General features: G+C 37.2%; 15 protein-coding genes. 1 reads left to right on the top strand and 14 read right to left on the bottom strand.

Annotation, left to right across the window (positions count from 1 at the left end; translation table 11 throughout):
* Positions 1-74: 74 nt before the first annotated feature.
* From CHB68_RS04505 to CHB68_RS04485, 5 genes are all read right to left on the bottom strand, one after another.
* On the bottom strand, positions 75-1,622 hold the full coding sequence (locus tag CHB68_RS04505) for an alpha-N-arabinofuranosidase (RefSeq protein ID WP_089259629.1): 1,548 nt from the start codon (positions 1,620-1,622) through the stop codon (positions 75-77).
* A gap of 4 nt (positions 1,623-1,626) precedes the next feature.
* Positions 1,627-3,807, bottom strand: a complete 2,181-nt coding sequence (locus CHB68_RS04500) for a family 43 glycosylhydrolase (RefSeq protein WP_245838791.1) — start codon at positions 3,805-3,807, stop codon at positions 1,627-1,629.
* A 6-nt stretch (positions 3,808-3,813) separates the two neighbouring features.
* Positions 3,814-7,257 (bottom strand): VCBS repeat-containing protein, encoded by a 3,444-nt coding sequence (locus tag CHB68_RS04495; protein ID WP_179213135.1) that lies wholly within the window; start codon positions 7,255-7,257, stop codon positions 3,814-3,816.
* 204 nt (positions 7,258-7,461) lie between these two features.
* Entirely contained in the window at positions 7,462-9,108 is a 1,647-nt protein-coding gene (locus CHB68_RS04490; RefSeq protein WP_089259627.1) for a RagB/SusD family nutrient uptake outer membrane protein, read from the bottom strand.
* Between the two features lie 9 nt (positions 9,109-9,117).
* A complete protein-coding gene (locus CHB68_RS04485; protein ID WP_089259626.1) occupies positions 9,118-12,186 on the bottom strand; it encodes a SusC/RagA family TonB-linked outer membrane protein in 3,069 nt (1,022 codons plus the stop codon).
* 229 nt (positions 12,187-12,415) lie between these two features.
* Here CHB68_RS04485 and CHB68_RS04480 point away from each other — a divergent pair, with 229 nt between their 5' ends.
* A complete protein-coding gene (locus CHB68_RS04480) occupies positions 12,416-13,108 on the top strand; it encodes an NUDIX hydrolase (protein ID WP_089259625.1) in 693 nt (230 codons plus the stop codon).
* Here CHB68_RS04480 and CHB68_RS04475 read toward each other — a convergent pair.
* The 9 genes from CHB68_RS04475 to CHB68_RS04435 all read right to left on the bottom strand — a co-directional run bounded on the left by CHB68_RS04475 (position 13,105) and on the right by CHB68_RS04435 (position 24,575).
* Positions 13,105-14,091, bottom strand: coding sequence for an alpha/beta hydrolase (locus CHB68_RS04475; RefSeq protein ID WP_089259624.1), 987 nt, complete (start codon positions 14,089-14,091; stop codon positions 13,105-13,107). The genes CHB68_RS04480 and CHB68_RS04475 overlap by 4 nt on opposite strands.
* Positions 14,092-14,195: 104 nt before the next feature.
* Positions 14,196-14,933 (bottom strand): rhamnogalacturonan acetylesterase, encoded by a 738-nt coding sequence (locus tag CHB68_RS04470; protein ID WP_089259623.1) that lies wholly within the window; start codon positions 14,931-14,933, stop codon positions 14,196-14,198.
* A 21-nt stretch (positions 14,934-14,954) separates the two neighbouring features.
* The gene (locus CHB68_RS04465) at positions 14,955-15,755 is read right to left on the bottom strand and encodes a cupin domain-containing protein (RefSeq protein ID WP_089259622.1); all 801 of its coding nucleotides are present in this window, start codon (positions 15,753-15,755) and stop codon (positions 14,955-14,957) included.
* Between the two features lie 56 nt (positions 15,756-15,811).
* Positions 15,812-17,803 (bottom strand): pectate lyase, encoded by a 1,992-nt coding sequence (gene pelA / locus CHB68_RS04460; RefSeq protein ID WP_245838789.1) that lies wholly within the window; start codon positions 17,801-17,803, stop codon positions 15,812-15,814.
* 55 nt (positions 17,804-17,858) lie between these two features.
* Positions 17,859-18,902 (bottom strand): Gfo/Idh/MocA family oxidoreductase, encoded by a 1,044-nt coding sequence (locus tag CHB68_RS04455; protein ID WP_089259620.1) that lies wholly within the window; start codon positions 18,900-18,902, stop codon positions 17,859-17,861.
* Between the two features lie 187 nt (positions 18,903-19,089).
* Positions 19,090-20,334 (bottom strand): glycoside hydrolase family 88/105 protein, encoded by a 1,245-nt coding sequence (locus CHB68_RS04450; protein WP_089259619.1) that lies wholly within the window; start codon positions 20,332-20,334, stop codon positions 19,090-19,092.
* Positions 20,335-20,355: 21 nt separating this feature from the next.
* On the bottom strand, positions 20,356-21,588 hold the full coding sequence (locus CHB68_RS04445; RefSeq protein ID WP_089259618.1) for a glycoside hydrolase family 88/105 protein: 1,233 nt from the start codon (positions 21,586-21,588) through the stop codon (positions 20,356-20,358).
* A gap of 194 nt (positions 21,589-21,782) precedes the next feature.
* The gene (locus tag CHB68_RS04440) at positions 21,783-22,772 is read right to left on the bottom strand and encodes a DUF4861 family protein (RefSeq protein WP_089259617.1); all 990 of its coding nucleotides are present in this window, start codon (positions 22,770-22,772) and stop codon (positions 21,783-21,785) included.
* A gap of 147 nt (positions 22,773-22,919) precedes the next feature.
* Positions 22,920-24,575, bottom strand: coding sequence for a RagB/SusD family nutrient uptake outer membrane protein (locus tag CHB68_RS04435; RefSeq protein WP_089259616.1), 1,656 nt, complete (start codon positions 24,573-24,575; stop codon positions 22,920-22,922).
* Positions 24,576-24,579: the final 4 nt, after the last annotated feature.

Genomic DNA, 24,579 nt, shown 5'->3' with positions numbered 1-24,579 from the left:
AATTTGATAAGTGTAATTGATACACTTTAAAAAAATAGAATTATATATGATAGCACCATTGCATTCCTATCTAATTAATCTTGTAAAGCTTTTAAAACCACCACTGAAAACGGAGGTAGACTTACAGTTAAAATACCTCGCTTCAAGGTATAATCCTCAAAATTTTTAGGGGTTATTTTTGATGGGTTATTAAATGAATTATAGTCTTGTAAACTTGTTGAAGTTAAAATAGAACCAGAAATAGTTTTGATATCCAATTCATTTAAATCGATTGTAATCTCATGGTTACTTTTAGCGTCAATATTGGTAAAAGATATATGCGTTAAGTTCTCTGAGTTTTGAGAAGCTGAAACCGTTAATGCAGGTAATGATTCTCCGCCATAAGAATATTTAGGGGAATTAAACTTAAGTGGTAATAATGTAGCGTCTTGATGTACCTTATACATGTTCATAACATGATACGTAGGTGTTAATATCATCTTCTCATCATCCGTTAAAATTACCGCCTGAAGCACATTAACGGTTTGTGCTAAATTTGCCATTTTTACCCGGTCTGCATGATTATTAAAAATATTCAAGTTCATACCAGCAATCATAGCATCACGCATTGTATTTTGTTGGTATAAAACACCACGGCTTTTTTCTTTATCAACATCGTACCAACCGCCCCATTCATCAACAATTAAATCAACCTCCTTTTCAGCATCATACTTATCCATTATAGCAGTATGCTTGGTAATCAATTCCTCCATTAACCATGATTGTTTCATGGATTTAAAATAAGTTTCCTCATTAAAATCAATGTCCGGTCCTTTGTCTGCCCAATCAATTACAGTATAATGGTGTAAAGCCACCCCTTGCAACATACTCTTGGGAATGTTTTTCATAAGGACTTCTGTCCAATTGTAATCATCATCATTTGCGCCAGAAGCAATTTTATAGAGTCCCCCATCTACATCTGCATTAGACATAAAAGTTGCGTATTTTCTATAAATGTCTACATAATATTCTGCACGCATATTTCCGCCACAGCCCCAGGCTTCGTTACCTATTCCCCAATACTTAACACCCCAAGGTTCTTCTCTACCGTTCTCACGTCTTAAATCGGACATTGGACTTTTACCTTTAAAGTTGGTGTATTGAACCCAATCTGCCAATTCTTGCACCCCACCACTACCTACATTGCCAGACAGGTATGGTTCGGCTCCCAACTCCTTGCACAAGTTTAGAAAATTGTGTGTTCCAAAGCTGTTATCCTCAGTGGTTCCTCCCCACCACGTATTTACAATGGTTGGTCTTTTATCTAAATCTCCAATACCGTCCATCCAATGATAGGTATCTGCAAAACAACCTCCTGGCCAACGTAAATTTGGTATTTGTAATTCTTTTAAAGCTTCGATAATATCTTTTCTAACACCCGCAGAATTTGGAATGGTACTATTCTCACCAACATAAAATCCTTCATAAATACATTTACCCAAATGTTCTGCAAAATGACCGTAGATATGTTTGCTGATTATGGGCGCATTTTCTTGATGGGTTAATTCAATTTTTGTTTGAGCAGAACTATTCCATGCCACTAAAAGACTAAAGAGTAAACTAAATACGGTAAGCTTTTTCATATCATTAATGTTCTATAAATAATGGAGCAATTCCTTCTAAAGTAGGTATCACTTCATTTATAAATCCGTCCTTATCAAAAGTTAATTCATCGATAGAAACCTCACGATGAAAACCAGCTTCTCTACCCATACTTTTCCCTTTTGGATGTGTAAATCTGTGGTATACCAAATACCATTCATCTTTTCCTGGCACTTGAATTACAGAATTGTGACCTGTGGCAAGAATCTCTAATGTCTTATCAGCCTGTATGATTATATTGTTCTCAGGAATCTCTAAAGGTCCTGTTGGGCTCTTTGCAATGGCGTATCGCACTTTATAATTGGGACTTCTGGTATCATCTTCACTCCACATAAAATAATAAGTGCCGTCACGGTAAAATACCTCTGTTCCTTCTCTATATGTCTGATCAGGTGTAATCACTTTTAAGGTATTGTTTTTAAGGGATACCATGTCATCGTTCAATTCTGCAACCGCCATATACATGTTACCCCAGTATAAATAGGTTTTCCCACTTTTTGGATCTTTAAAAACATCCGGGTCAATTTCCTGTCCGTTCGTAATCCCTTCGGGCTTTGCATCAATAAGTGGTTTTCCATTATCAATAAAGGGACCTGTAGGATCATCTGATACGGCGACACCAATTTTTTGGGCAGCAGTAAAGTAATAATAATATTTATATTCATCCCCTTCTTTTCGTTCTATAATACACGGCGCCCATGCATTGCGATCTGCCCATGACACATCTTTCTTTAGATCTATAATAATGCCCTCATCAGTCCAGTCCACCAAATTTGTAGAGGAAAAAGTTTTAAAGTAAGTACCCGACCAATTATTAAAACCATCTGATGTAGGATATATATAATATTTTTTGGTTTTGTTGGAATAGAGCACTTCTGGATCCGCATAATACCCCTTAATTGCAGGATTGTGATCCTTGGATACCATTACTTGGTAGGAGTGTTCACCCTTACCTTCTACCTTCATAATATATTCTACTGGACCATTACTGAAATCCTGTGGACCGGATGGGGTAATAGTTGACCCCGTAAACGTTGAAAATTGTGGGTCAAAAGAGTTAAGGTCGGTCGTTTCCGTAACGGGTAACCTGATTTCCTTACCTTGCTGGTATACCGCTACATTTTGAGAGATTATATCATTTGACCCTAAGTGGAATAACGGTTTCTCAAATGAAGAGAATGCCGCAACCAAGGTTTTAAGTTCATTGACCGTAATAGGAAGAACGGAACCATGCCGAGGATGAAAATCCATACGGATTTCCTCATCAATAACTTCAAAATTTTTAAGGTCCTTACTCTTGGTAAATTGGTACCCCCCTTTGGTATAAAGATCATACATTAATATATACTCTCCAGTATCGTTCAATTTAAAAATACCACTGCCTTCCACTGGATCTTTCTCTAGGTCTACACGGTCATTGCTGACCAATTCATAACCTTCTGTCAATTTATCAGAAATGGCCAATTTTATACCGGGATTACCATCCTCTGCCTTATGGAACAGGTGGTATTTGCCATTATGATAAATAATATCTCCATCTATACATGCCTTGTTATTACTATTGGCAGGTGGAAAATACAGTTGTTTTGGCTCAGATTCAAAACCCGTAAAATCTTCATTTGCATAAGCGTAATAGATCTTATCTGGTTCATTGCCTTGTTTCATTGAAAAATAGACCATGTATTTTTGTTCCTTTTCATCATATATGGTCTGTGGTGCCCAAACTCTATATACTTCTCCAAACGTGTCCGGAAAAGTTTCGGGAATATTGACATTTGATGAGGTCCAATGAATTAAATCCGTTGATTTCATTAAAGTCATGGCATAATTTTTCCATCCCATTTCCGGCACATATAAGTCTGTGACGACCATATAGAACATTTTACCGTCATGGGATCTGATAACATGTGGATCGCGTACACCGCCTGTGGCACTGATTTGGGCATTATCCACAATGGGTTCGTTATTGTTCAATGCCCTATAATTGTAACCATCCTCACTAATGGCATATCTTATGGATTCTTCGCCGGGCCCATTACCTACAAAATAAGCGAACAAATATGCGGTTGTATCCTCTGTATCTGTATTCTTGCAAGAATTCATTATTCCTACAAAAATCACAAGCGCAATGCCCAATATCATATATGTGTACTTTTGATTTTTCATTTGCATTTAGTTTATATTCTTTGTGTTTGGTTCATTAAAATTTTTATTATTTAAGAATTGAATGGCTTGGACACTATCATTATTCTTGGTAAATATGATTTTGTTGTAATCGTTGTGTCTAATTAATTTAGCATCCCTAATATCCCCACCAATAAAATCTCCTATATATTCCCGTTCCAAAACGTTAAAATGACCTTTTCCATTACCCAATAACAATACCCCCTTACCGGCATCATTTGGTCCATAGTCTACACGAAAAGGAAAGTAATTGCCTGCTAGTAATACATCAAGGTTTTTGTCGCCGTTAAAATCGTTTACCACAATACCTTGAATGGCAGAAAATTGTGCTTCTACAGGCAATATGTGCATTTTAAAACCATTCCCTGTATTCTCTAGGTAGATAGATGACAATTCATTGACTAAAATATGTTTAGCTTTCAATAATTGATTTTTATCAAAAATGCTATCAAGAACCGAAGAGGCGTAATTTTCATGCTTTAAAAATTTCTTGCGCAAATGAGGAAAGGCACCTTGCATCTCATCTAACGATGCAATTGGATATCTTTTTCCTTGAATGTAACTACTAATTACCGGAGTATTAACCTCATCGCCTCTAAAATCTCCAATAAATGCTTCTAAAGGTTGGTCTTTGGATGGGTTAAAAGGAAGATTGAGTCCCAAATTGCCAACCAAAAGGTCTAAGTCTCCATCATTATCCATATCTGCAGTTGCAATGGTCTGCCAAAGTCCATTACTATTTGCAAGACCGTATGCTGCAGTTTCATCAATTAATTTTCCTTTGTTATTTATGAATATTCGAATAGGCATCCATTCTCCAACAATGACCAAATCTACCCAAGAATCATTATTTACATCTAGCCATAAAGCATCTGTGATTAGACCTGGTTGTCGTAATTTAGGGTTTACTTCATTCGTAGCTAGGCTGAACTTGACAATTCCTTCCGAAGCATTAGAGTCATTTCTCAAAATTCCGCCTATGGCGCAATCAGGATAACTGCCCGGTAATGGTCCGCTACCTACGAATAAATCCATATCGCCGTCACCATCATAATCACCCGCAGCAACTGCACTACCATTTGAGTAGCCCTGTGGTAACGTGTTTTCTGAAGCCAATTCAAAATGACCTTCTCCATCATTTAGATATAATCTATCTTTTAGGGACGGAGAACCTAAGGCTATTTGGCTACCTCCACTTACTGCGTACAAATCAAGATCACCATCGTTATCCGCATCAAAAAATAAAGAACCTTCTGTTTCTAAAGTTTTAGTAGTATTAAAGCATTCATCTTTAGAAATTAGGTATTTTCCATTTGGCTGAGAAATATACAAGTGGTCTGCTGAACCCATTGCTCCTGCAATGAATATATCATCGATACCATCTGCATTTAAATCCGCAACGGACATTTTAGGTCCTGACCTTGAGCTTTGTTTTAATGCTAAACGATTTACATTAAAATCTACAAAACCATTTTCCTTATGACGGTAAGCTATAAAATCCTTATTCGCGACCCTTTGAAAATAAGGAGTGTTTTTTTTGCTTTTATTTTCAATTACACCATTTGAATCTTCTTTGATTTCCAATAGGGTATTGACATTAACATCAGTAAATTTAGAATAAGTACCTGATGGCCATTGCACATCAATAGTGACTTTTTCTTGTTTTCCCAATCCAAAATACAATATAGGGTCAATGGATGATTGATAACCTCTTATGGGATAATTCTCAATAAACTGCTTTGAGGAATCTGTACTAACCCAAACTTTAGTACCAATAGCCGCGGTATTTTTTCCTTTACCTTTTAATTTTATTCTTAAATAATTATGCAATAACCGTTCAGAATTATTTCTGTAAATTCCTAAAGGTTCATTAGTATTGTTTATTACCAAATCCAAATCCCCATCATTATCTAAATCTGCATAAGCCGCGCCTGTAGAAACCGTGGGATCGGAAAGCCCCCAATCTGTCGTGGTATTTTTAAACTTGTAGTTCCCTTTGTTCTTAAAAATATAATTTGGGATTTTAGTAGAAGGCATTTTCTTTACCAATTCATAAATAAGACTTGAAAATTCCTTTTTTCCAGATTCATCAAACAATTCTTTTCCTTTGGCACGAACATCTGCCATTGCTTCGTTAACCTCAAATTTCATAAAATCCTTGTTGGTATAGTCACGTAGATATCCATTGGAAACGAACAAATCTTTTTTGCCATCACTGTCAAAATCGGCAAGTAATGCAGACCAGCTCCAATCTGTTGTGGCAATACCTGCCAATTGACCAATTTCACTGAATATTGGTAGTCCACTCTGATTATTACCTTGATTTAATTGCAACATATTGCGCATATGTTGCTTATGGTAACTACTGTCTACAGCTAGTTGATAACGGTCATATTCATCTGCTCCTTTTAATATTTTTTGTCTATAATTATCTTCCGGAAGCATATCCAAGGTTATTAAATCTACCCAACCATCATTGTTAATATCGGCTGCGTCATTACCCATAGAATATTTTGAAATATGGCCAAAAGATGTTTTGGTAGCATCTAAAAAAGTGCCGTCACCTTGATTTAAATATAAAAAGTCCTGTTCGTCATAATCATTGGATACGTAAATATCGGGCAAGCCATCATGGTTAAAATCAGATATGGACAGGCCTAAACCAAAATTGAGTCCGCTACCATAAATTCCCGCTGCCTCACTTACATCGGTAAATTTATTATTATCGTTTCTGAACAAGGAGTTGCCAAATTGTGGGTGTCTTGTGTTTCTTAGCTTGGTACTGTTATAAAATGGAGAAAAAAAGGTTTTTGAATGGTTTAAAAGAAACATATCCAGATCACCATCAAGATCATAATCAAAAAATGCGGCCTGGGTACTAAAACTACCTATTGCGTCCAAACCGTATTCTGAGGCCTTATCTTGAAATTGAGGAATTGAATCTTGGTTCACTCCCATATTGATAAACAATTGATTGGCACGATCTTCATTACTACCCAATCCGGAATAACAAACATAGATATCCAAAAGTCCATCACCGTTTACATCAGCGATACTAGTTCCGGTTTTCCAATTTTCCCTACCGCCAACATTAGAAATATTAGTTCTATCTACAAATTTTAAATTGCCCTCATTTAAAAACAATCTGTTCTTAACGGTATTACCTGTTACGTAAATATCTGCCAAACCGTCATTATTAAAATCTCCTATGCCAACACCTGCACCATTATACATGTACTCATATTGCATAACGTTCAACTCTTCTGTTTCAACTAATTCATTTACGAATGAAATACCTGTGGTTTCGGAATTCAATGATGTAAACAATGGAGATTCCTTATCTGAGCAACTAAGAAGAAAAAAACCTATAACAGTACTAATAATAAATACATGAGGATGATAATTTTTAATACTATAGAAAATCTTCATCATACAAGATATTATTAATGTTGATAAAATAGTCATTCTACGGGTTGTTGTATGTAAAATAAAGACCAATACTAACACGCAAAGGGTCTAACTAAAAATTTTTTCAACGGAGTGGATAGAAATTACATAACCAATAAAATAAGGGGCACTAAAACTAACATAATGCCCCAAATTTAAACTAACTCAACAAACTATCTTTATACGGCATTACCAACCTAATATTTGTTTTGCCGCAGGGTTTTTATCTATTTCATTTTGTGGAATAGGCAATACATATAGTTTGGAAGGGAAACTCCTAGTCTCAAATTCAAACTTGGTATATGTATAATTATCACCCTCCTTTTCAATTTTCATACCATATAAAGGGCCATTCAATAAGTTTTCAGCAATACCCCATCTTCTAATATCAAAAAATCTATGTTCTTCAAATGCCAACTCTATTCTCCGTTCATTTCTGATTCTTTCACGCATTTGATCTTGAGTTAATCCACTTTCCAAATTGGGCATACCAGCACGATTGCGTATTAAATTAATAGCATTGTATACAGAACCATCTGGGCCGGATGCCTCATTTTGGGCTTCTGCATAATTTAAGAGTACTTCTGCATAGCGCATGAAAATCCAGTCTTGATCACTACTTTGGGAATAGACATCTATATCTTCATTATGAAATTTTCTTAAAAAATATCCTGTATGCATAAATACGCCGGGATCCCCTTCCAGACCACCTTCATATAATTCTATCTCACGTCCCCTAAAAGTAGCACCGTCATGAACGACAGTAGCCTTAAATCGTGGATCAAGATTTTCAAAAGGTTCATTTGGATCATATGCCGTTGATAAGTTTTGAGGCTCCCCATCTATGGCATCATAAGCATCGACGAAATTCTGGGTCGGTAAATTTCCACCCCAACCTGCATCACTAGTACCTTTAAAAGTATTTGGTGAATTGTATACATCCCAACCAGCTCCTGCGGTACCTCCCGCATTGGTTTGGTGATGCTTGTCCGGAAATTGAAATTTTTTCGCAAAAATGATTTCCTCATTATTTTTTGTCAGGAACAACGTTCTATAATCCGGAAACAAAGCATACTCGGAACCAATAACCTCATTAGCAGCTACTGCTGCTGCAGCCCACCGTTCCGCATATAATAAAACCCTACTTTTTAATGCATTGGCCGCACCAAGTGTTGCCCTACCCGCAACAGTTTCATTCTTACCGGGAAGTAGTTCGGATGCCATTTCTAAATCATTGACTATAAAATCTACAACCTCATCATAAGTTGACCGTGGAATCTCGAAATTATCCTCCAAAGTCAAACTTTTATCAATAAGAGGCACTCCTGTGGGCTCCCCTCCTTCAGACTTAATGCCATACAACCTTAACAGTTCATGATACATAAATGCACGTAAAAAATATGATTCTCCCATTAATCTGTTCCTTAAGGTAACATCCTCCAATCTTTCCAAGTTCTCCAAAGCAGAATTTGCTTTCCTGATCAAATTATAATAATCTGCCCAAGTTTCCCCCCAAGGCACATTGCTTGGCAGAAAATCCCCACTCTGCAATTGATTGGAATGGGTCCATCCCATACTTACGTCACCATCATCTGTTGTACCGTCCAAGATATAAAGACCTTTGGCCCAGCCCCCATAATTACGGTCAAAACCAGATGGCATATTGCCGTACATGGCATTAACAAATTGTGTGGCTCCTTGGGCGTCCGTCCAAACAGTTTCTTCTGTAAGCGAATCTTTTGGGACTTGATTCAATAAATCTTTTTCGCAACCAAGGAACAGAATAGTGCACCAAATTGTGCAAACGATCTTGGTTATATATATTATTCTTCTCATGATATTTTTTTAAAAGTTAACATTTAAGCCAAAATTCCAGATTCTTAATTGTGGATAACCCCATCCTCTACCTTGATCGTTTTCTGGGTCATAGTTATCTATCTTGGACCAAGTGGCCACATTGTTAGCATTTACATATAAACGTATACCTTTAATAAAATTTTGATTTAGCTTTTCCATTGGTATGTTATATGCGAATTCCACATTCTTTAACCTTAAGTATGAAGCGTCCTTAAGCCAAAAAGAAGAACCTCTTTGATTGTTTGTTGCGTTGATTAAAACACGTGGTTCACTAGCATCTGTATTGGTAGGTGTCCAACGATCCAAGTTCTGTTTAAACGCTCCAGAGGTTCCAAGAAAAAATGGCCATGCCCCTTCCCCACTGTAATATTGATTTACATTGGTAGCACCTTGTAACAGGAACGAAAGTTCAAAATCTTTATATTGAAGGTTACCCCTATATCCGAAAATGATTTCCGGTGTATTTGATGTTCCAATAGCGGTCCTATCAAAATCATCAATTTTTCCGTCTGGCACTCCATCTGGTCCATTAATATCGGCAAAACGTATATCACCTGGTGCAGTATCAGCAAAATGTTCCGGTGCATTATCTACTTCTTCCTGTGTTTGGAATATTCCTAAAGCCTGCAAACCGAACTGCGTGCCTAGAGGCAGTCCAGTCCTTCTAATGTTGGCATTGTCTGTTTCAGGTTCGTCTATGAAAACAATTTTGTTCTTTGCATATGTTAAGTTAGCGTTCATAGAATAACGCCAATCTTCATTGATTCTATTAATATGGCCTAATTCTATTTCAAATCCACTATTATTAACTTTTGCTAGATTCTCAACAGGTAATCCAACTCCTAAAAGTCCAGGAACAGTTAGGTTTCTTGACCCTAGTATATCACTTCTTTTATCTGAGAAGTAATCTACTGCCATCGTTAATCCACCATTCCAAAGTGTAGCGTCTAAACCAATATTGAGTTTTTTTACGGTTTCCCATGTTACATTGGTATTTGCCAAATTTCCTTCGATAATGGCCTGCTGTACATCACCATCTCCAAATACGGCTGTACCGTTAACGTTGTATGATTGTAAATACAAAAATCTTTGCCCACCTATTCTATCATTACCCAGCACCCCATACGAAGCTCGAAATTTCAATAAATCTATAGTTTCTGAATTCTCTAAAAAGGATTCTTTTGAAATTACATAGGCAAGTGATCCAGAAGGAAAAAAGCCCCACCTCTTTCCAGGAGCAAACTGCTCTGATCCATCTGCCCTAAAACTACCTTCCAATATGTACTTTTCATTAAAGGCCCAATTTAACCTACCCACAACACCTTGTCTACCACTAGTTCCTGAATATCCCCGGTTATTACGATTGGCCGTACCACCAAAATCAAGCTCATCTATAGCCAGCGTATAACCATCTCTATTTGCGCTCATAAAGTTCCAAGTTTCTTTGGTCTGTGTGTACAATACCAAGGCAGATAAATTGCTATTTCCTATTTGGGTGTTATAATTTAAATGCCCTTGGAAAGTAACGGATTGATAATCGTTATGATCTTGATATAAAGAAGATGCCGCATCTGCTCCACTGGGTTGCTCCACAAAACTTCCGTCACCGGCCAATGTATAAAATGGTGTTTTAAGAAATTTCCAATTCTTTTTATCGGTGATGGTTTTATCATATGACCCTATTGCTTTGAATGAAAGTCCGTCTACGGGTAATTGTTGTTCAATTTGTATACGCCCTTTAAATACCTGATTATCTTCCTTTCTATAACCGTTTTCAGGTAGTGCCAGATATGCCGGGCCACTGGAATACCCTCCATTGGAAAACTTTATTGGCGTTTTATTTGGTGGTGCAGAAGACAACCATCTAAAAACCTCTGGATCAGCTATGGAATTTATTTTTTCATCCCTTCCAGAAATATCAAATGATAACTTTGTAGTATTTGTAACGGCCGCATCTATATTGGACCTAAAATTATAGCGCTTAAAATTATCTTCCGGAATTACACCATCTTGGTCCAAAGCTCCAAAAGAAGCTGCGTACTGCACTTTTTCGGATCCACCACTAGCAGAAATATTATGAGTCTTTACCAATGGAGTTTTATTCAACACTGAAAACCAGTCTGCATCTGGATGGGTATCCGGACTACTCCCGTTTTGATATTTCTGTAGGTCTTCTTCAGAATAGATCGGTTCATCTCCTTGATTGATAAGAGCTTCATTATACAATTGAGCATATTCGTAAGAATTTAAATACTCCGGATCCCTGGTTCTTTCTTGTATACCCAAGGTAGTAGAAAAATCAATTTGCATTCTACCTGCCCTACCTCTTTTTGTAGTAACCAAAATAACACCATTACCCGCTCGCATACCAAAAACGGCAGCACTTGCGGCATCTTTTAATACTGAAAAAGATTCTATTTCATTGGCATTTAGCTGGGAAAAATCCCTTGCTGAACGTACGATACCGTCTATTACATAAATGGGGGAAGCATCTCCAGTGGTACCTATACCCCTTATATAAATATTGGAACCGTCCCTACCCGGTTCACCAGATCTTTGGGTAGCTACGATACCCGTAGCTTGTCCTACCAAGGCATTACTTAAATTGGGTGTTGGATTACGCGCTATTTCTTTTTGTTCTACTTGGGATACCGATCCAGAGATATCGCTCCGCTTTTGAGAACCGTAACCAATAACAACCACCTCATCCAATTTAGCAGAGTCTTCGGTTAGTTGTATATCAATTGTAGTTCTTCCATTAATGGGTATTTCCTGAGTTTGAAATCCTAAATAAGAAATAATTAATGTGGCATTATCTTTTGCCTCAATAGCATAATTACCATCAAAATCACTAACCGTACCAACGGTAGATCCTTTGACAAGGATGTTGACCCCAAATAAGGGCATGCCGTCAGATGCTGCGGATATTGTACCCTCAATTGTTTTTGCTTCTTGGGCAAAGACTGTGGAAACAGTTACGAAATACGCAATCGTAAAGGTCCAAAGTGAACTGGAGAGCCAAGAAACCCTCCGTTTAAATTGTTGTTTTTTGATCATAATGTTGTAGTTTGAATTGATTAAGTGTTGTTGATACACGTGTAAAATAAACGAAGAATTTTAACTTGTGCAAGAAATTGCACAAAATATGTGTAATTTTAACACTAATAGATTATGAAATTGTCAATTTATTAGTAAGATTATTACCAGTATCATGAAAAGAGTAATTTTCGTTTTATTCTTTTTTTTCGGATGAATCTTAGTAAATTGCCCTCGCAAAATATTTTAAATGGTTTTAAGTAATTATAGTACAGAGGATAAGGTTCTACTTGCGGTAGATTGTATCATCTTCGGATTTGATAAAGAAGAATTAAAAATATTACTAGTTCAACGAGATTTTGAACCGGAAAAAGGAAAATGGTCCTTAATAGGTGGCTTTCTTACCAAGGAAGAAAATCTTGACCAATCTGCAATAAGAATATTACATCATCTTACAGGATTGAACAATATATACATGGAACAAGTTTATTCTTTTTCCAAAGTAGATAGAGATCCGGCGGAAAGAACCATATCCGTAGCCTATTACGCCTTAATAGATATTGCCACACATGATGAGGAGCTTATAAAACAAAACCCAATTCAATGGTTTAGTTTAAAAGAGGCCCCTAAACTTATTTTTGACCATGACATGATGGTTGAAAAGGCCATAGCCAGATTACGTAGAAGAGCATTAAGCAAACCAATAGGGTTTGAACTTTTACCGGAAAAATTCACCATGCGCCAATTGCAAAAATTATATGAAGCCATACTGGATACCAAATTGGACAAACGTAACTTCATTAATAAATTCAACTCTTTTGATATTTTGATAAAGTTGGACGAGAAGGACATGAGCTCGTCTAAAAAAGGCGCATACCTTTTCCAGTTCGACCAAGAAAAATATAACAGAAAGGTTGAGGACGGCTTTAATTTTAAAATCTAAAATATCGTTTTAAGAAAATTATCTATTCCCTTTACAGTAGGTTCAAACCAAGGGCTGTAAAGCACAAAGGAATGGGGTGCCGTCTCAAAAGATATAACTTCAGAATAAATACTGTTATTCCGTAATATATTGATATAGTCCTCTCTTCCCGCATGCATGCGCGCTACAGCGCTATTTATGAAAAGTGTTGGCGGGGTTTTTTCGTTCACGTATGTCAAAGGTGAAGCTTGTTTCCACAAAATAGGGTTCTCCGCCTTACTGTATCCAAACCAATGTGTTGCCGCAGATGTACGCTTACTGTCGTCACCTTCACCACTCTCCGGATGCACAAATGACAAGGTTCCGTCCAAATCTATAATGGCATTCACATGAGAGGAAATTCCGGTATTACAGGCATCGTTTTCAAATAATAGTTTATTGGCAGTTGTTCCAATAAAAGCTGCCAATTCCCCTCCTGCCGAAAAACCGCTTATTACTATTTTCTCAGGATCAATTTGATAGGTATTTGCATTTTTACGGACCCATCGCACTACTGCCTTAAGGTCATATACCGCAGATGGAAAAAGAGCTTCAGTAGATAATCTATACTCTGGAGTTATACTAACATATCCTTTATTTGCCAATTGCTCAGCTAACGGATAATGTTGCAACCTGTTACCAGAACGCCACCCGCCACCATGTATTATAATTACGGCCGGTCTAAGCATACCAGTGCTGTTCTTAGGTTCAAAAACATCTAGCTTTAACGCCCTGTTCCCTAACGTACAATAGGTAATATCTTCTTTTCTAATTACCGTTTCAAAATTAAATTCCTTTATAATCTTTATGTGCGGATATTTTTTTACATCTTTTGCAAAGGCAGATGCCGTAGTGTAGGATGTATCACGTACACCGGTTACCCCTTCAAGGTTTTGCGCAATTAAGCCATTAAAAAAAAATGCAAAAACAGATAAAAGAAAAAGGGTTTTTTTATATAATCTCATGTATAATAGAACTTTTTCAAAATTGGTTGTTGGGTTGGCAGTGTATAAAATCTTATCAAAAGTAGGGTTTTTAAACGCTCATTTTGTAAACGCACCTAACTTGTTCAATGCTTAATAAACTTACTTAAGGGCAAACCCAAGGATTTTATTTCTGCAATGGCCAAGCCGGCAACCTCCATTGCTCCTTTTTTAGATAAATGTGTATCATCTATTTTACCATTGGGATAAAAAGGATGTTCCCCTTTTTGAAAATGTAAATGCAATGATTTTGAACCTTCAACCCCATAACTTGTTTCCAAACGTTCTGTTAGATATTGCAGATCCACAAAAGGAACGTTCATCTCCCGCGCCAGCAACCGTACCTCCATAGGGTACAGACCATGGGTATCTACCAAAGTCCCAAATTCATTGAAATTTCTTCTGACAATGGATGAAAACAATATAGGATATGCCCCCTTTTTCCTTGTCTCCAGCACAAAGCGTTTTAAATTGGCCCTATACGTAGTATGCGGATTGGTATATCTTGTTGAATCCTTGAATTTTTGATCATTATGACCAAACTGAATAAAGACATAATCCCCTGGCAATAGGTCTTTTGAGACGGCATCCCATCTACCCTCAGAAATAAAACTCTTGCTACTACGCCCATTTACGGCCCTGTTAACCACTTTAATATCTTCATTGAAAAATTCTGGCAGTACTTGGGCCCAACCATGTTCAGGATTTTCTGACGGGTTAACCTTATCCGCCATAGTAGAATCGCCAATACAATATATGGTCGTTACCTGTGCTTTACTAGTAAAGGACAGAAGTATAAAAAAAACAAGGATTGGTATACGCATGATGCAATCTATTCTTTACTATTAATTCCATTTAAAGGCAAAATAAGCACAGGGACTCTCGGTGGCATTTCTTATACCGTGTTGTTGTTGAGAATTAGCCAAATAAAAATCGCCTTCCCCTGCAGTATACTCTTTACCATCTATGGTCATTTCCGTTTTTCCGGATAGGATAAGGATAATTTCGGTTTCCTCATGCGCATGTGGCTTATGGCTGGGTCCTTTCTGGTCCAATTGGGTAATGTGCATTTCAAAACGTTCGCACATAGCCGTGGCCCTATCAAAATAAGGAATACCACCACCACGTTCACTTTTGTTGAAAACCAACGAATCTTTGTTAAGCATTAACGACCCACCATTAGCAATACCCCTTTCAATATTCATATTTTTTTTAGATTGATATTGCATTACATAATAGGTAAGATTGGTATCCCCAATATTCTCAATACTGTGCATTTGCTGTGGCATCAATAAAATAACACCACCAGGGCCTAGAATTTGTGACTGCCCCTCAATAGTCACCTTCATGGTACCTTCCTTAACAATAATACATTCTTCCTTTGCTTCGTTTGCATGGGGAGGATTTGGTTTTGCACCGGGATATTGGGTAGTGGCATGTATTCTAAAATATTGTAGATGCGACCCAGTACCTTCCAATATTTTTCTGGACTCCCTCATTTCACCCTTTTTGACCGGATGGTCCTTCCATTTATATACTCCAGATTTAACAGGTTGTAAACCATCCATAACATTAGGTTTTAAATTCACGGTGAACGATAGCATTCCCAATACCAACGCAAACAATAATACAAGTTTAGTTTTCATATGTTAAGTGCTTTATATTTTTATTTGTTGAATTCTACCATTACTTGAACACCATATTAATCTATCTGAAACCACAAGGAATTACCTAGAATGGTTTTTCTTTCATATTCCTTAATCATATTTGTCCCTAATTGATATGACCATTCTACCCGTTGCTTAGGTATATATCCTGGCCCTGTATTATTATATTCCGCATAAAAGGATTGTTTTTCCGCTTCTTTATTGGACCAATTGTCCCATCCTTTAGGAACAATATGGCTCCCCATTTCACAATTTATAAACACGGTTTTTGCATGGGTTCGCCAAGGGCGCCCTAAATATACCTGGGTTACCTTCTTAGGGGCGGTCAATTTACAGTTCTTAAATACAAAGCCGTAAGCAATACCTTTGGGTGTTGATGCCGCCGTAATATAGGAGTTTGATTTACTATGAATTATACAGTCCTCAAAAAATGCGGTTGCCTGTCCAAAAATAAAATCCGTAGTTCCTTCAATATAGCAATTTTTAAAATACTGTACATAGCCCTCACCTGTAACATAGACCGTGTCCTGATTACCCATGATTCTACAATTTTCAATTTTTACCCTGTTGGCATGTACAGCGAGGGCAATGGCTTGGCCTACTTCGCCTGCGGTATTTTTTATGGTAACGTTCTTGAGGTAAAAATCGTTTCCTTCTATTGAAAACGTTGGGGTGTGGAACGTACTGTTCCTTCCTAGATTTATTTTATTGAAATGGTCATCAAAGGTAATAATGGTATTTTCCGTGCTTTCACCGATTATACGCATATTGGTATTCCATTCATATACCTTAACCTTTTCATTATATATGCCATTCTTGAGCAGTATTGTAACCGATTTATCAGGAAAACCTTTAGCGGCATTAATGGCGGATTGCAAATCAAAAAAATCGCCCGAACCATCTTTTGCAACGGTCATATTATAAATATCAATCTTGTTTTCCTTAGTCCCTTTGACAGCGACATTTTTCTGCCATTGAGAAAATTCATCCAACACTTCCTGAGGTTCATCCGTGTACCAACGGTACCCATTTCTTCGTTCATCGCCTATTTCTGACAACGAATATTTTTTAATTCCGTCCCGATCACAAAAGAATGCCCTATTATCATCTAAATTCATAAATCGGCCCCAAATAGGTTTGGCATTGTGATCTGCAATAACTTTCTTATCGATCAATTTACCATCACTATTATATATCCTTTCTACACGTGTACCGGTAATCTGAGCTTTTTTAAACCAATTACTGGCAGCCTTAACGGAATGGATAATTTCATCAGAAGGATTTTTAATGGACATTAATAACAACACAATTTTTGCAGATTCCTTACCGCTTAACGAGGGTAGTTCATATGCCCTAGCTTTAGCGGGTGCATAAGTCTCCACATCATGTTGTGCACACCAGGCCGTCAAAACCCCATTTTGTTTGTACTGGGTTTTTAAAATGCACTGTACGCCCTTGTCAAACGCATTTTTTGCCGCATTTTTAAGTTTAGCCGATATATTTAAGTAATCATATTTTTGGGTCTCATATATATCCTTTAGCAAGTTCATAACATTGACCATGGCATCGTCATTATATGTTATATGGGTATAATACCCTTTTCTAAGCGGATAAAATTGTGGCCAACCACCATTCTCGTACTGGGCCTGTATCAAGTATTCCAATCCTTTAATAAAAGCTATTCTATATTTTTCATGGTTATGATGCGCATATACTTTGGCCAGAAATATCATTTCCAAAGTAGTAGCGCCGTTATCAATAGTAGCGCCAACATTGTCATTTTTATCAATGTGCAGTTGTACCTTTTCCTTTGCCGTAATATTTTGGGGCTGTTTATTTTTTGGCCAACCGCCAATCTCTTTCTGAAGCAACAATACATTATCCGCCACATCTAATATCTCCGGAGATGCGTATAGATTTGGTTCGTTTGAATTTACCAGTTCGCCCCACGAATGATCTAAAACCTGACCATGAACAGTTGTATCTGCAATTAATAGGAGCATAAAGAGTACTATATTCCTGACCATAATTATTAAATAAATGAAAATCTGATGTTCCTTTTTAATGTTTGAACATTGATAGTTAAAGGGCAATCACCCTTTTTTCCTTATTGCTTGCAAGGCAGGCCTCTATCACTTCAATTACAAGGGCCGCTTCTTCACCGGTTACCGGCAAGGTTTTATCATTTCGTATTGCATCCACTACTCCATCAAAATACTGCATATAGTTACCTGCCAAAGTGGGCACCTTAATTCGGTTTTCATTACCATCAATTTCAGCATGTAAGAGTCCCATTTCATTCTCCGGTTCTATGCCATACCCTTCACCCCCTGGTATTTCACCACGCTGCAGTGCCGCTTCCTGTACGTCTGCCCTAGATTTTACAAAGGAACCTTTTGTACCGTGAAGAGTAAAGCCCGTAGTGACCTCCTTAACGAATAGGCTTGATTTTAGGGTTACCCTAAATGTGTCATAAAACAACCTAACATCAAAATAATCCACCACTTTGGCCCCTGGCCTAAATACCTCCAGATCTGCAAAAACCGCATTTGGCTTGCCAAATAAATGAAGAGCCTGGTCTATTAAATGCGACCCCAAATCATATAGCCCGCCAACGGCTGGCGTATCTACCTCTTTGTGAGCTTTAGGGCTTAAACCAGGGTGGTAGCGATCATAATGAATGTGTGCCTCTACCAGTTGCCCAAGGGAATTGTTTTCCAAAACCTTTTGTACGGTTTTAAAGTCACTGTCATATCTTCTATTATGAAAAACAGATAGTTTTAGATCGTTTTTTTTCGCCAATGCAATTAGTTCATTTGCCTGCTCCGTACTTGCTACAAATGGTTTTTCTACAATGACATGCTTTAATGCCTCCAAGGCTTTTTTGGCATATTCATAATGTGTAACACTTGGCGTATTCACGATCACCAACTCTACCTTATTGTCCGCCAAAAGCTCATCCAACGTTCTAAAGGTAATAATATCAGGATATTTTTTGACTGCCTCATTTTTGGTTCGTTCCCAAACCGCATAAAGGTTAAGGTTAGGGTTTTTAGCGGCAAAAGGGGCATGAAAAACATAACCGCTCATACCAAATGAACATAGCGCTACATTAATTGGTTTCATTGTTGGTTTTTTGGTTACTTCTTAATAAATGTACAATAAATCCTATCTCCATGAGATGAATTTTACGATCAGGAATGTGTTGGTCATCCTCATCGTTACCAACAAAATGCAGTATTTAATTCATTTTCAAATACCAATGATCATTTTGTTGGCTATTCTCTTTTCATAATGTTTGAACACGAATATTTTACCTATCCAATTCCAATGCCGCAAACATAAAAGGTCCTGTACCTTTGGGATCGTTTGAACGAATAATCTCGTTGACATAATAATCAAACGAACCATCCCGATACGGATCTCCACCTAAACCTGCTACTCCACAACATTTGTTCAAATTAATGACCCCGTTATCCTCTACCGTGACAAATTGCTCTAAAATACCATCAAACCCTTTTTTTGCATTGACCAGGTAATCAGATGAGATATATCCCTTATTGGCTCCTTTGGCCAAAACATAGGTGAACATACAAGACCCCGTTGCCTCCAGGTAATTACCTTCGCGGTCAGGAAGATCAAGTACTTGCCACCACGTACCCCCTTGATCCTGATATTGAACAATTGCTTCCGCGTATTGTTTTAAATAATTGATGATACGTTCTCGCCCTGGGTGTTCTTCTGGCAAGTAATCTAATATATCTACCATTGCCATACCGTACCAGCCCATTCCGCGCGACCAAAAATGCTGTGACAACCCAGTTTCCTTATTGGCCCATCGCTGTTCTTTGCTTTCGTCCCATCCATGAAAATATAATCCGGTTTTGGGATCTCTACTGTGTTTTTCAATAAGGTCAAACTGTAAAACAATATGGTCAATTACCTTATTGACCTCAACTTCCTCTAAATATTTTAATGCATATTTTGCATGGAATGGTTCTGCCATGAACAGACCGTCCAACCACATCTGGTATGGATATCTTTTTTTATGCCAATATCCGCCTTCAGAAGTAGTAGGTTGTCCTTCTAACTGTTTATGAAGGGTATCCATGGCCATTTTAAATCTTGGTTCCGGATTTTTTTCCTGTAACCAGAAAATGGCATCACCGGATTTAATCATATCCAAATTATAGGAAGTAAGGTCATAAGTTACAATGGTACCATCTTCCTTGATCATTCTATTGGCGTAATCATACACATAATCATATAGTTTTTGATCACCCGTTTGTTCATAGACACGTTCTATGGCCTGTAATACCAATCCGTTAGTATAGCTCCATCTAGATTCCTTTTGAAAATCCAGTAATGTTGGATCCGGAAACCTGTGAATTTCCGAAAGTGCCATTTTTTCTGACCATTTGGAATTTTCCGGAACTACCATTTCTTCCGTGGCTTCCTTGTCATTGGTATTTTCTTTCTTTTCTGTCTTACAGTTTAGTAACAACATGGCACACAACAAAAGTGAAGTGACCCTAAAATTGAAATGATTTTTTTTCATAATTGCTGTAGAAATAAATTACTATCTATTTAATGCTAATGCCGCCAGAATAAAAGGACCGGTGCCATGCAGATTATCCGTAACTATTGGCTCACTTATATAATACTCAAAGCTTCCGTCCCTATATGGATTTCCACCTAAGCCGGCACTTTTACAAATGTTATTGATATGAACCTCACCATCTGCCTCTACCTCTACCACTTCTGATAATAGTCCATCAAACGTTTTATGGGCGATTGATTTAAATTTTTCAGGCAGATATCCCTTTTCATGACCTTTGGCAAAAGCATAACAGAACATTTCCGAGCCAGAAGCTTCTAGGTAATTCCCTTCCATTTCTCCCTTATCGGTTACTTGATACCATAATCCGGTTGTGTGTTGAAAGGCGAGTAAACTCTCAGAAAGTTGATTTAAGTAATTTATCAAAACACTTCTTTTGGGATGGTTTTCAGGATAGAAATCCAAGACATCTACCAAAGCCATTAAGTACCACCCCATTGATCTAGACCAAAAATTAGGACTTTTACCATCCTTTTTGTTGGCCCAGCCCATTTGTTTACTTTCATCCCAAGCATGGAATAATAGTCCGGTTTCCTCATCCAAGGTTTGTTTCCATATCAACTCAAATTGATGGGCAATATCGTCCAATCTGTCTCCATCCTCAAAAGTAGTATTATACTGTGCATAAAAAGGTGCCCCCATATATAGACCGTCTAACCACATTTGATTGGGGTAGATTTTTTTATGCCATAAACCATTGGACGGTGTTCTAGGGTGATCCTCCAATTGGCTGCGCAATGTTTTCATAGCCTGCAAATACCTTTGATCATTTGTTGTTTTATATAACTTAAACAATATTTTACCAGCATTGATATTATCAATATTGTAGGAGTCTTTGGTATATCCATATATAGTGCCAGAGGAATCTATTAACGTTTCACCAAATTCCTGTATATAGTCAAAATATTTGTCTTCCCCGGTTTGTTCAAAAAGACGCTCAAAAGAAGTTAGGAGCAATCCTATTTTATAGTTCCATTTTGGCAAACTATCATTTTCTGTCTGCCATGCCTTTGGATGCCTTTTCATTATTGAGTTTGCAAGGCGTTGTGACCATGGCAAGCTATCGGAAAATTGCTCGTTAGTAGCAATAGCGTTACTATTGTCCAACTTTTTTTCATTTTTACAACTACTTATCATTAGACACAGCATAATTGCCAAAAAGATTTGGTTAACCCTTCTAAACCTTACATTCATTTTCTGTTCATTTTTATTATTGATTTCTATATATAATGATAATCCTAAATAAAAGAGTATAGTGTTTATTCTATTAAAGAGGATAAAAAGGTTTTCTCAGTACATTATGTTATCCTAATATTTAAAATAGCGTTTTGCAATATAGACCAACACCTTATAGCACATCATTAAAAGATTCTTTATATAGTTAGTATTTACAATGCTGCCAATTCCTTATCTATATAAGCTATAAACTCTTCCTTAGACTGTATACCATTCATTTCCTTTTCCCAAGCACCCCCAAAATAATATGTAATTGTTGATGCGGTAGGTTTAAAGACCAGTAGGTGATCAAATTCAGATTCCGTAATTTTTTCCACTTCATCCGTGCGATAAAAAATGACCATTCCCAAATTATCTGGAACCAAGGTCTGCTCACCGTAGGTGGCAATATAGCCCCAACCGTTAGGCCCTTCTTTTTGTATTAATTCTATTCCATTGAACTTAACAATTCCCGTACTAAGTCCCTCTCCTGCTACGGAAGGGGTTAAACTGGCTTTTGTTAAGCGTGAATCTGCCTTGATCATTAATTGCGATGCTAAATTGATCTTTTGCCCAAGGGCGGTCCATCCATAATAATTTATGGTAACACCAGATTCATTATCCCCATTATGTATTTGGGCCGTTGTAGAATCCACTTCTTTAAAATGTACAACAGTCTTCTTGCCATCAAAACGGCCATATGAACCAATACCTAATGATTGGCCTGCCTTTAAAATATCTAGTCCCCATGGGCTATCTTCATGATAGGAGTCATAATTATCCAATCCTACTTTAGACAAAACCATTGTATCTACCTTCTTACCGAAAATGTCAATTGCGTTTCTCCAATCCAGATATAACCTATATCCAACTTTATTACTTTCCCACCCCGGGCCTTCATAGCGTATATAATATGAATGATCGGTCAAACTATCCGGCGCTCTTAGAAACTCCACGTTCTTGAAAGTGAAATTTTCACCTTCATATTTTTTACCCTTCCATTCTCCGCCTTCCTTGATTGAAATTTCTGCGTAGGTCTTCCGTACAGCTTCCTCAGCAACAATTTCTGCTTCTGGCGTTTTCTTTTTTTCTTCTTGCTTACAAGAACTGAATACTAGTAGAGCTGTAAAAAACACAACACTTAAACTTTTAACTGTTTTCATATGGTACACTATTTTGTTCTGTTAAATTTAAACAACTTTAAATGAGTATAAACAAAAAGGGACTTAATGAAATTACTTTCATTAAATCCCAATTCAACTAACTCAAAAAACTAACTCTAATATGCTTTTTCCTCACTAGTAAATAGATTAATTATATGCCGGGTTTTGTGGAAAATCATTATTTTGATTTAAATCCAATGCTTGCTGTGGAATTGGCCTCAAAATTTTCAGCGCACCAGCACCATTAAAATCACTCTCATTAACTTGATTATTGTATAAAGAGGTTCGTTCAACTAATTTTCCTGTTCGCTTTAGATCGAACCACCTATGATATTCGCCAAAAAGTTCTCGAGCGCGTTCATCCAATATATAATCGATATCAAATTCACCAATGGTAGCATCTGCTACACCCGCCCTATTTCTTACTGCATTAAGCCTTAATAAACCGGTACTAGCCTGACCGGCTTGAAGGTATGCTTCTGCAGCTACCAAATACGTTTCGGCTAATCTTGATAATATAATATCCCTTGTGCTTGATCTACCACCAAACGCAGTTGTTGGTGAGGGGTCATCAAATTTCTTGACACAAATTACCTCATAATCCAAGGATACCGTATCTGTCCACTCTGAAGAATACTCACCATAGTTATGATATTTAAAACTTGGTGCTAGATTTTTGGTGGCCAAATAATTTGCTTTATCCTCTGGTGTAAACCATTGCGGTTCGTAAAATTCTATCACAGTCAAAGAGTTATGCTCTTCTTCTGGAACTCTATAATACGTAAAGTAAGAAGGCCCTGTATAATCATCAGTATCTATATAAAAAATTTCTGTCATAAACGTGCCTTCCCATCTTGCATCATCCTCCGTAAATAAGCTAATTGCAAAATCTGTAGGTGAAGATGAGTAATCACGAGCCGGAGCTTGTCCTTGCACTTCCGAACCACCTAAATATGATCCAAAATATGCGTATTGTCTACTTCCCAATCCATCGGGATCCGCACTTATAGAAGCAGCATCAAACTGCACGGAAAAAATAACCTCTTCATTTAAATCATTACCTGGTCTAAAAACTTCACTAAAGGGTAAATTAAGTGCTTCGCCACCAATAACTTCATCGGCCAAGGCAGCTGCAGTTGTAAAATCATTTTGCGATCCAAAAGGTTCGTAACCTCTTGTCAAGTAAACTTTGGCCAATAAGTTTTTTGCCGCTCTTTTGTTTACCCTACCAAAATATGCACCATCACTGGCACCTGCAATAGCATCCTCTAAATCTGATATTATCTGTATATAAACTTCTTCTGCAGTATTCCTATCAAATTCTAAAACCGGACTATCTATATAATCCGTAATAGCAACCCCACCATAAGTTTGTACCAATAGGAAGTAAGAAAGCGCTCTTAAAAATTTAACCTCACTAACCAATACTGGAAGTTCTGCAGTTTGCTCGGTAAGTTCAGCATAGTAAATAGCCCTATTTGCTAATTGAATAGCAGCATAACATTCGTTATATAAATCTGCCACACCGTCAGAGGTAGAGTTTAGATCCCTATACTCGGTCAAACCTAATGGGCCTTGTCCCCTACCCTTAGAAATTAAATCTGTTCCGCCTTCAAATAAGAAAGGAGAATCACCATAAATATCCCTTAATTTTTCATAATTGGCATTTATTAAAGAATTAAATCCGTCTGGAGTTACATAGAAGGAGTCTGCGGATTCACCGGAAAGGTTTTCCTCTTCTATAAAGTCGCTGCAAGAAACAAATGCAGCCATTATTATTCCTAAAATATATATTTTTTTCATCTTC

It is taken from the genome of Maribacter sedimenticola, assembly GCF_900188415.1.
GTDB lineage: Bacteria > Bacteroidota > Bacteroidia > Flavobacteriales > Flavobacteriaceae > Maribacter > Maribacter sedimenticola.
The sequence above is the reverse complement of the archived record's forward strand: the minus strand, read 5'-3'. Positions and strand labels throughout refer to the sequence as shown.

Bases quoted from the DNA above. Each gene is read 5' to 3' on its own strand.
- CHB68_RS04505 (WP_089259629.1), bottom strand. From the start codon at position 1,622: ATGAAAAAGCTTACCGTATTTAGTTTACTCTTTAGTCTTTTAGTGGCA.
- CHB68_RS04500 (WP_245838791.1), bottom strand. From the start codon at position 3,807: ATGAAAAATCAAAAGTACACATATATGATATTGGGCATTGCGCTTGTG.
- CHB68_RS04495 (WP_179213135.1), bottom strand. From the start codon at position 7,257: ATGATGAAGATTTTCTATAGTATTAAAAATTATCATCCTCATGTATTT.
- CHB68_RS04490 (WP_089259627.1), bottom strand. From the start codon at position 9,108: ATGAGAAGAATAATATATATAACCAAGATCGTTTGCACAATTTGGTGC.
- CHB68_RS04485 (WP_089259626.1), bottom strand. From the start codon at position 12,186: ATGATCAAAAAACAACAATTTAAACGGAGGGTTTCTTGGCTCTCCAGT.
- CHB68_RS04480 (WP_089259625.1), top strand. From the start codon at position 12,416: ATGGTTTTAAGTAATTATAGTACAGAGGATAAGGTTCTACTTGCGGTA.
- CHB68_RS04475 (WP_089259624.1), bottom strand. From the start codon at position 14,091: ATGAGATTATATAAAAAAACCCTTTTTCTTTTATCTGTTTTTGCATTT.
- CHB68_RS04470 (WP_089259623.1), bottom strand. From the start codon at position 14,933: ATGCGTATACCAATCCTTGTTTTTTTTATACTTCTGTCCTTTACTAGT.
- CHB68_RS04465 (WP_089259622.1), bottom strand. From the start codon at position 15,755: ATGAAAACTAAACTTGTATTATTGTTTGCGTTGGTATTGGGAATGCTA.
- pelA (WP_245838789.1), bottom strand. From the start codon at position 17,803: ATGGTCAGGAATATAGTACTCTTTATGCTCCTATTAATTGCAGATACA.
- CHB68_RS04455 (WP_089259620.1), bottom strand. From the start codon at position 18,902: ATGAAACCAATTAATGTAGCGCTATGTTCATTTGGTATGAGCGGTTAT.
- CHB68_RS04450 (WP_089259619.1), bottom strand. From the start codon at position 20,334: ATGAAAAAAAATCATTTCAATTTTAGGGTCACTTCACTTTTGTTGTGT.
- CHB68_RS04445 (WP_089259618.1), bottom strand. From the start codon at position 21,588: ATGAATGTAAGGTTTAGAAGGGTTAACCAAATCTTTTTGGCAATTATG.
- CHB68_RS04440 (WP_089259617.1), bottom strand. From the start codon at position 22,772: ATGAAAACAGTTAAAAGTTTAAGTGTTGTGTTTTTTACAGCTCTACTA.
- CHB68_RS04435 (WP_089259616.1), bottom strand. From the start codon at position 24,575: ATGAAAAAAATATATATTTTAGGAATAATAATGGCTGCATTTGTTTCT.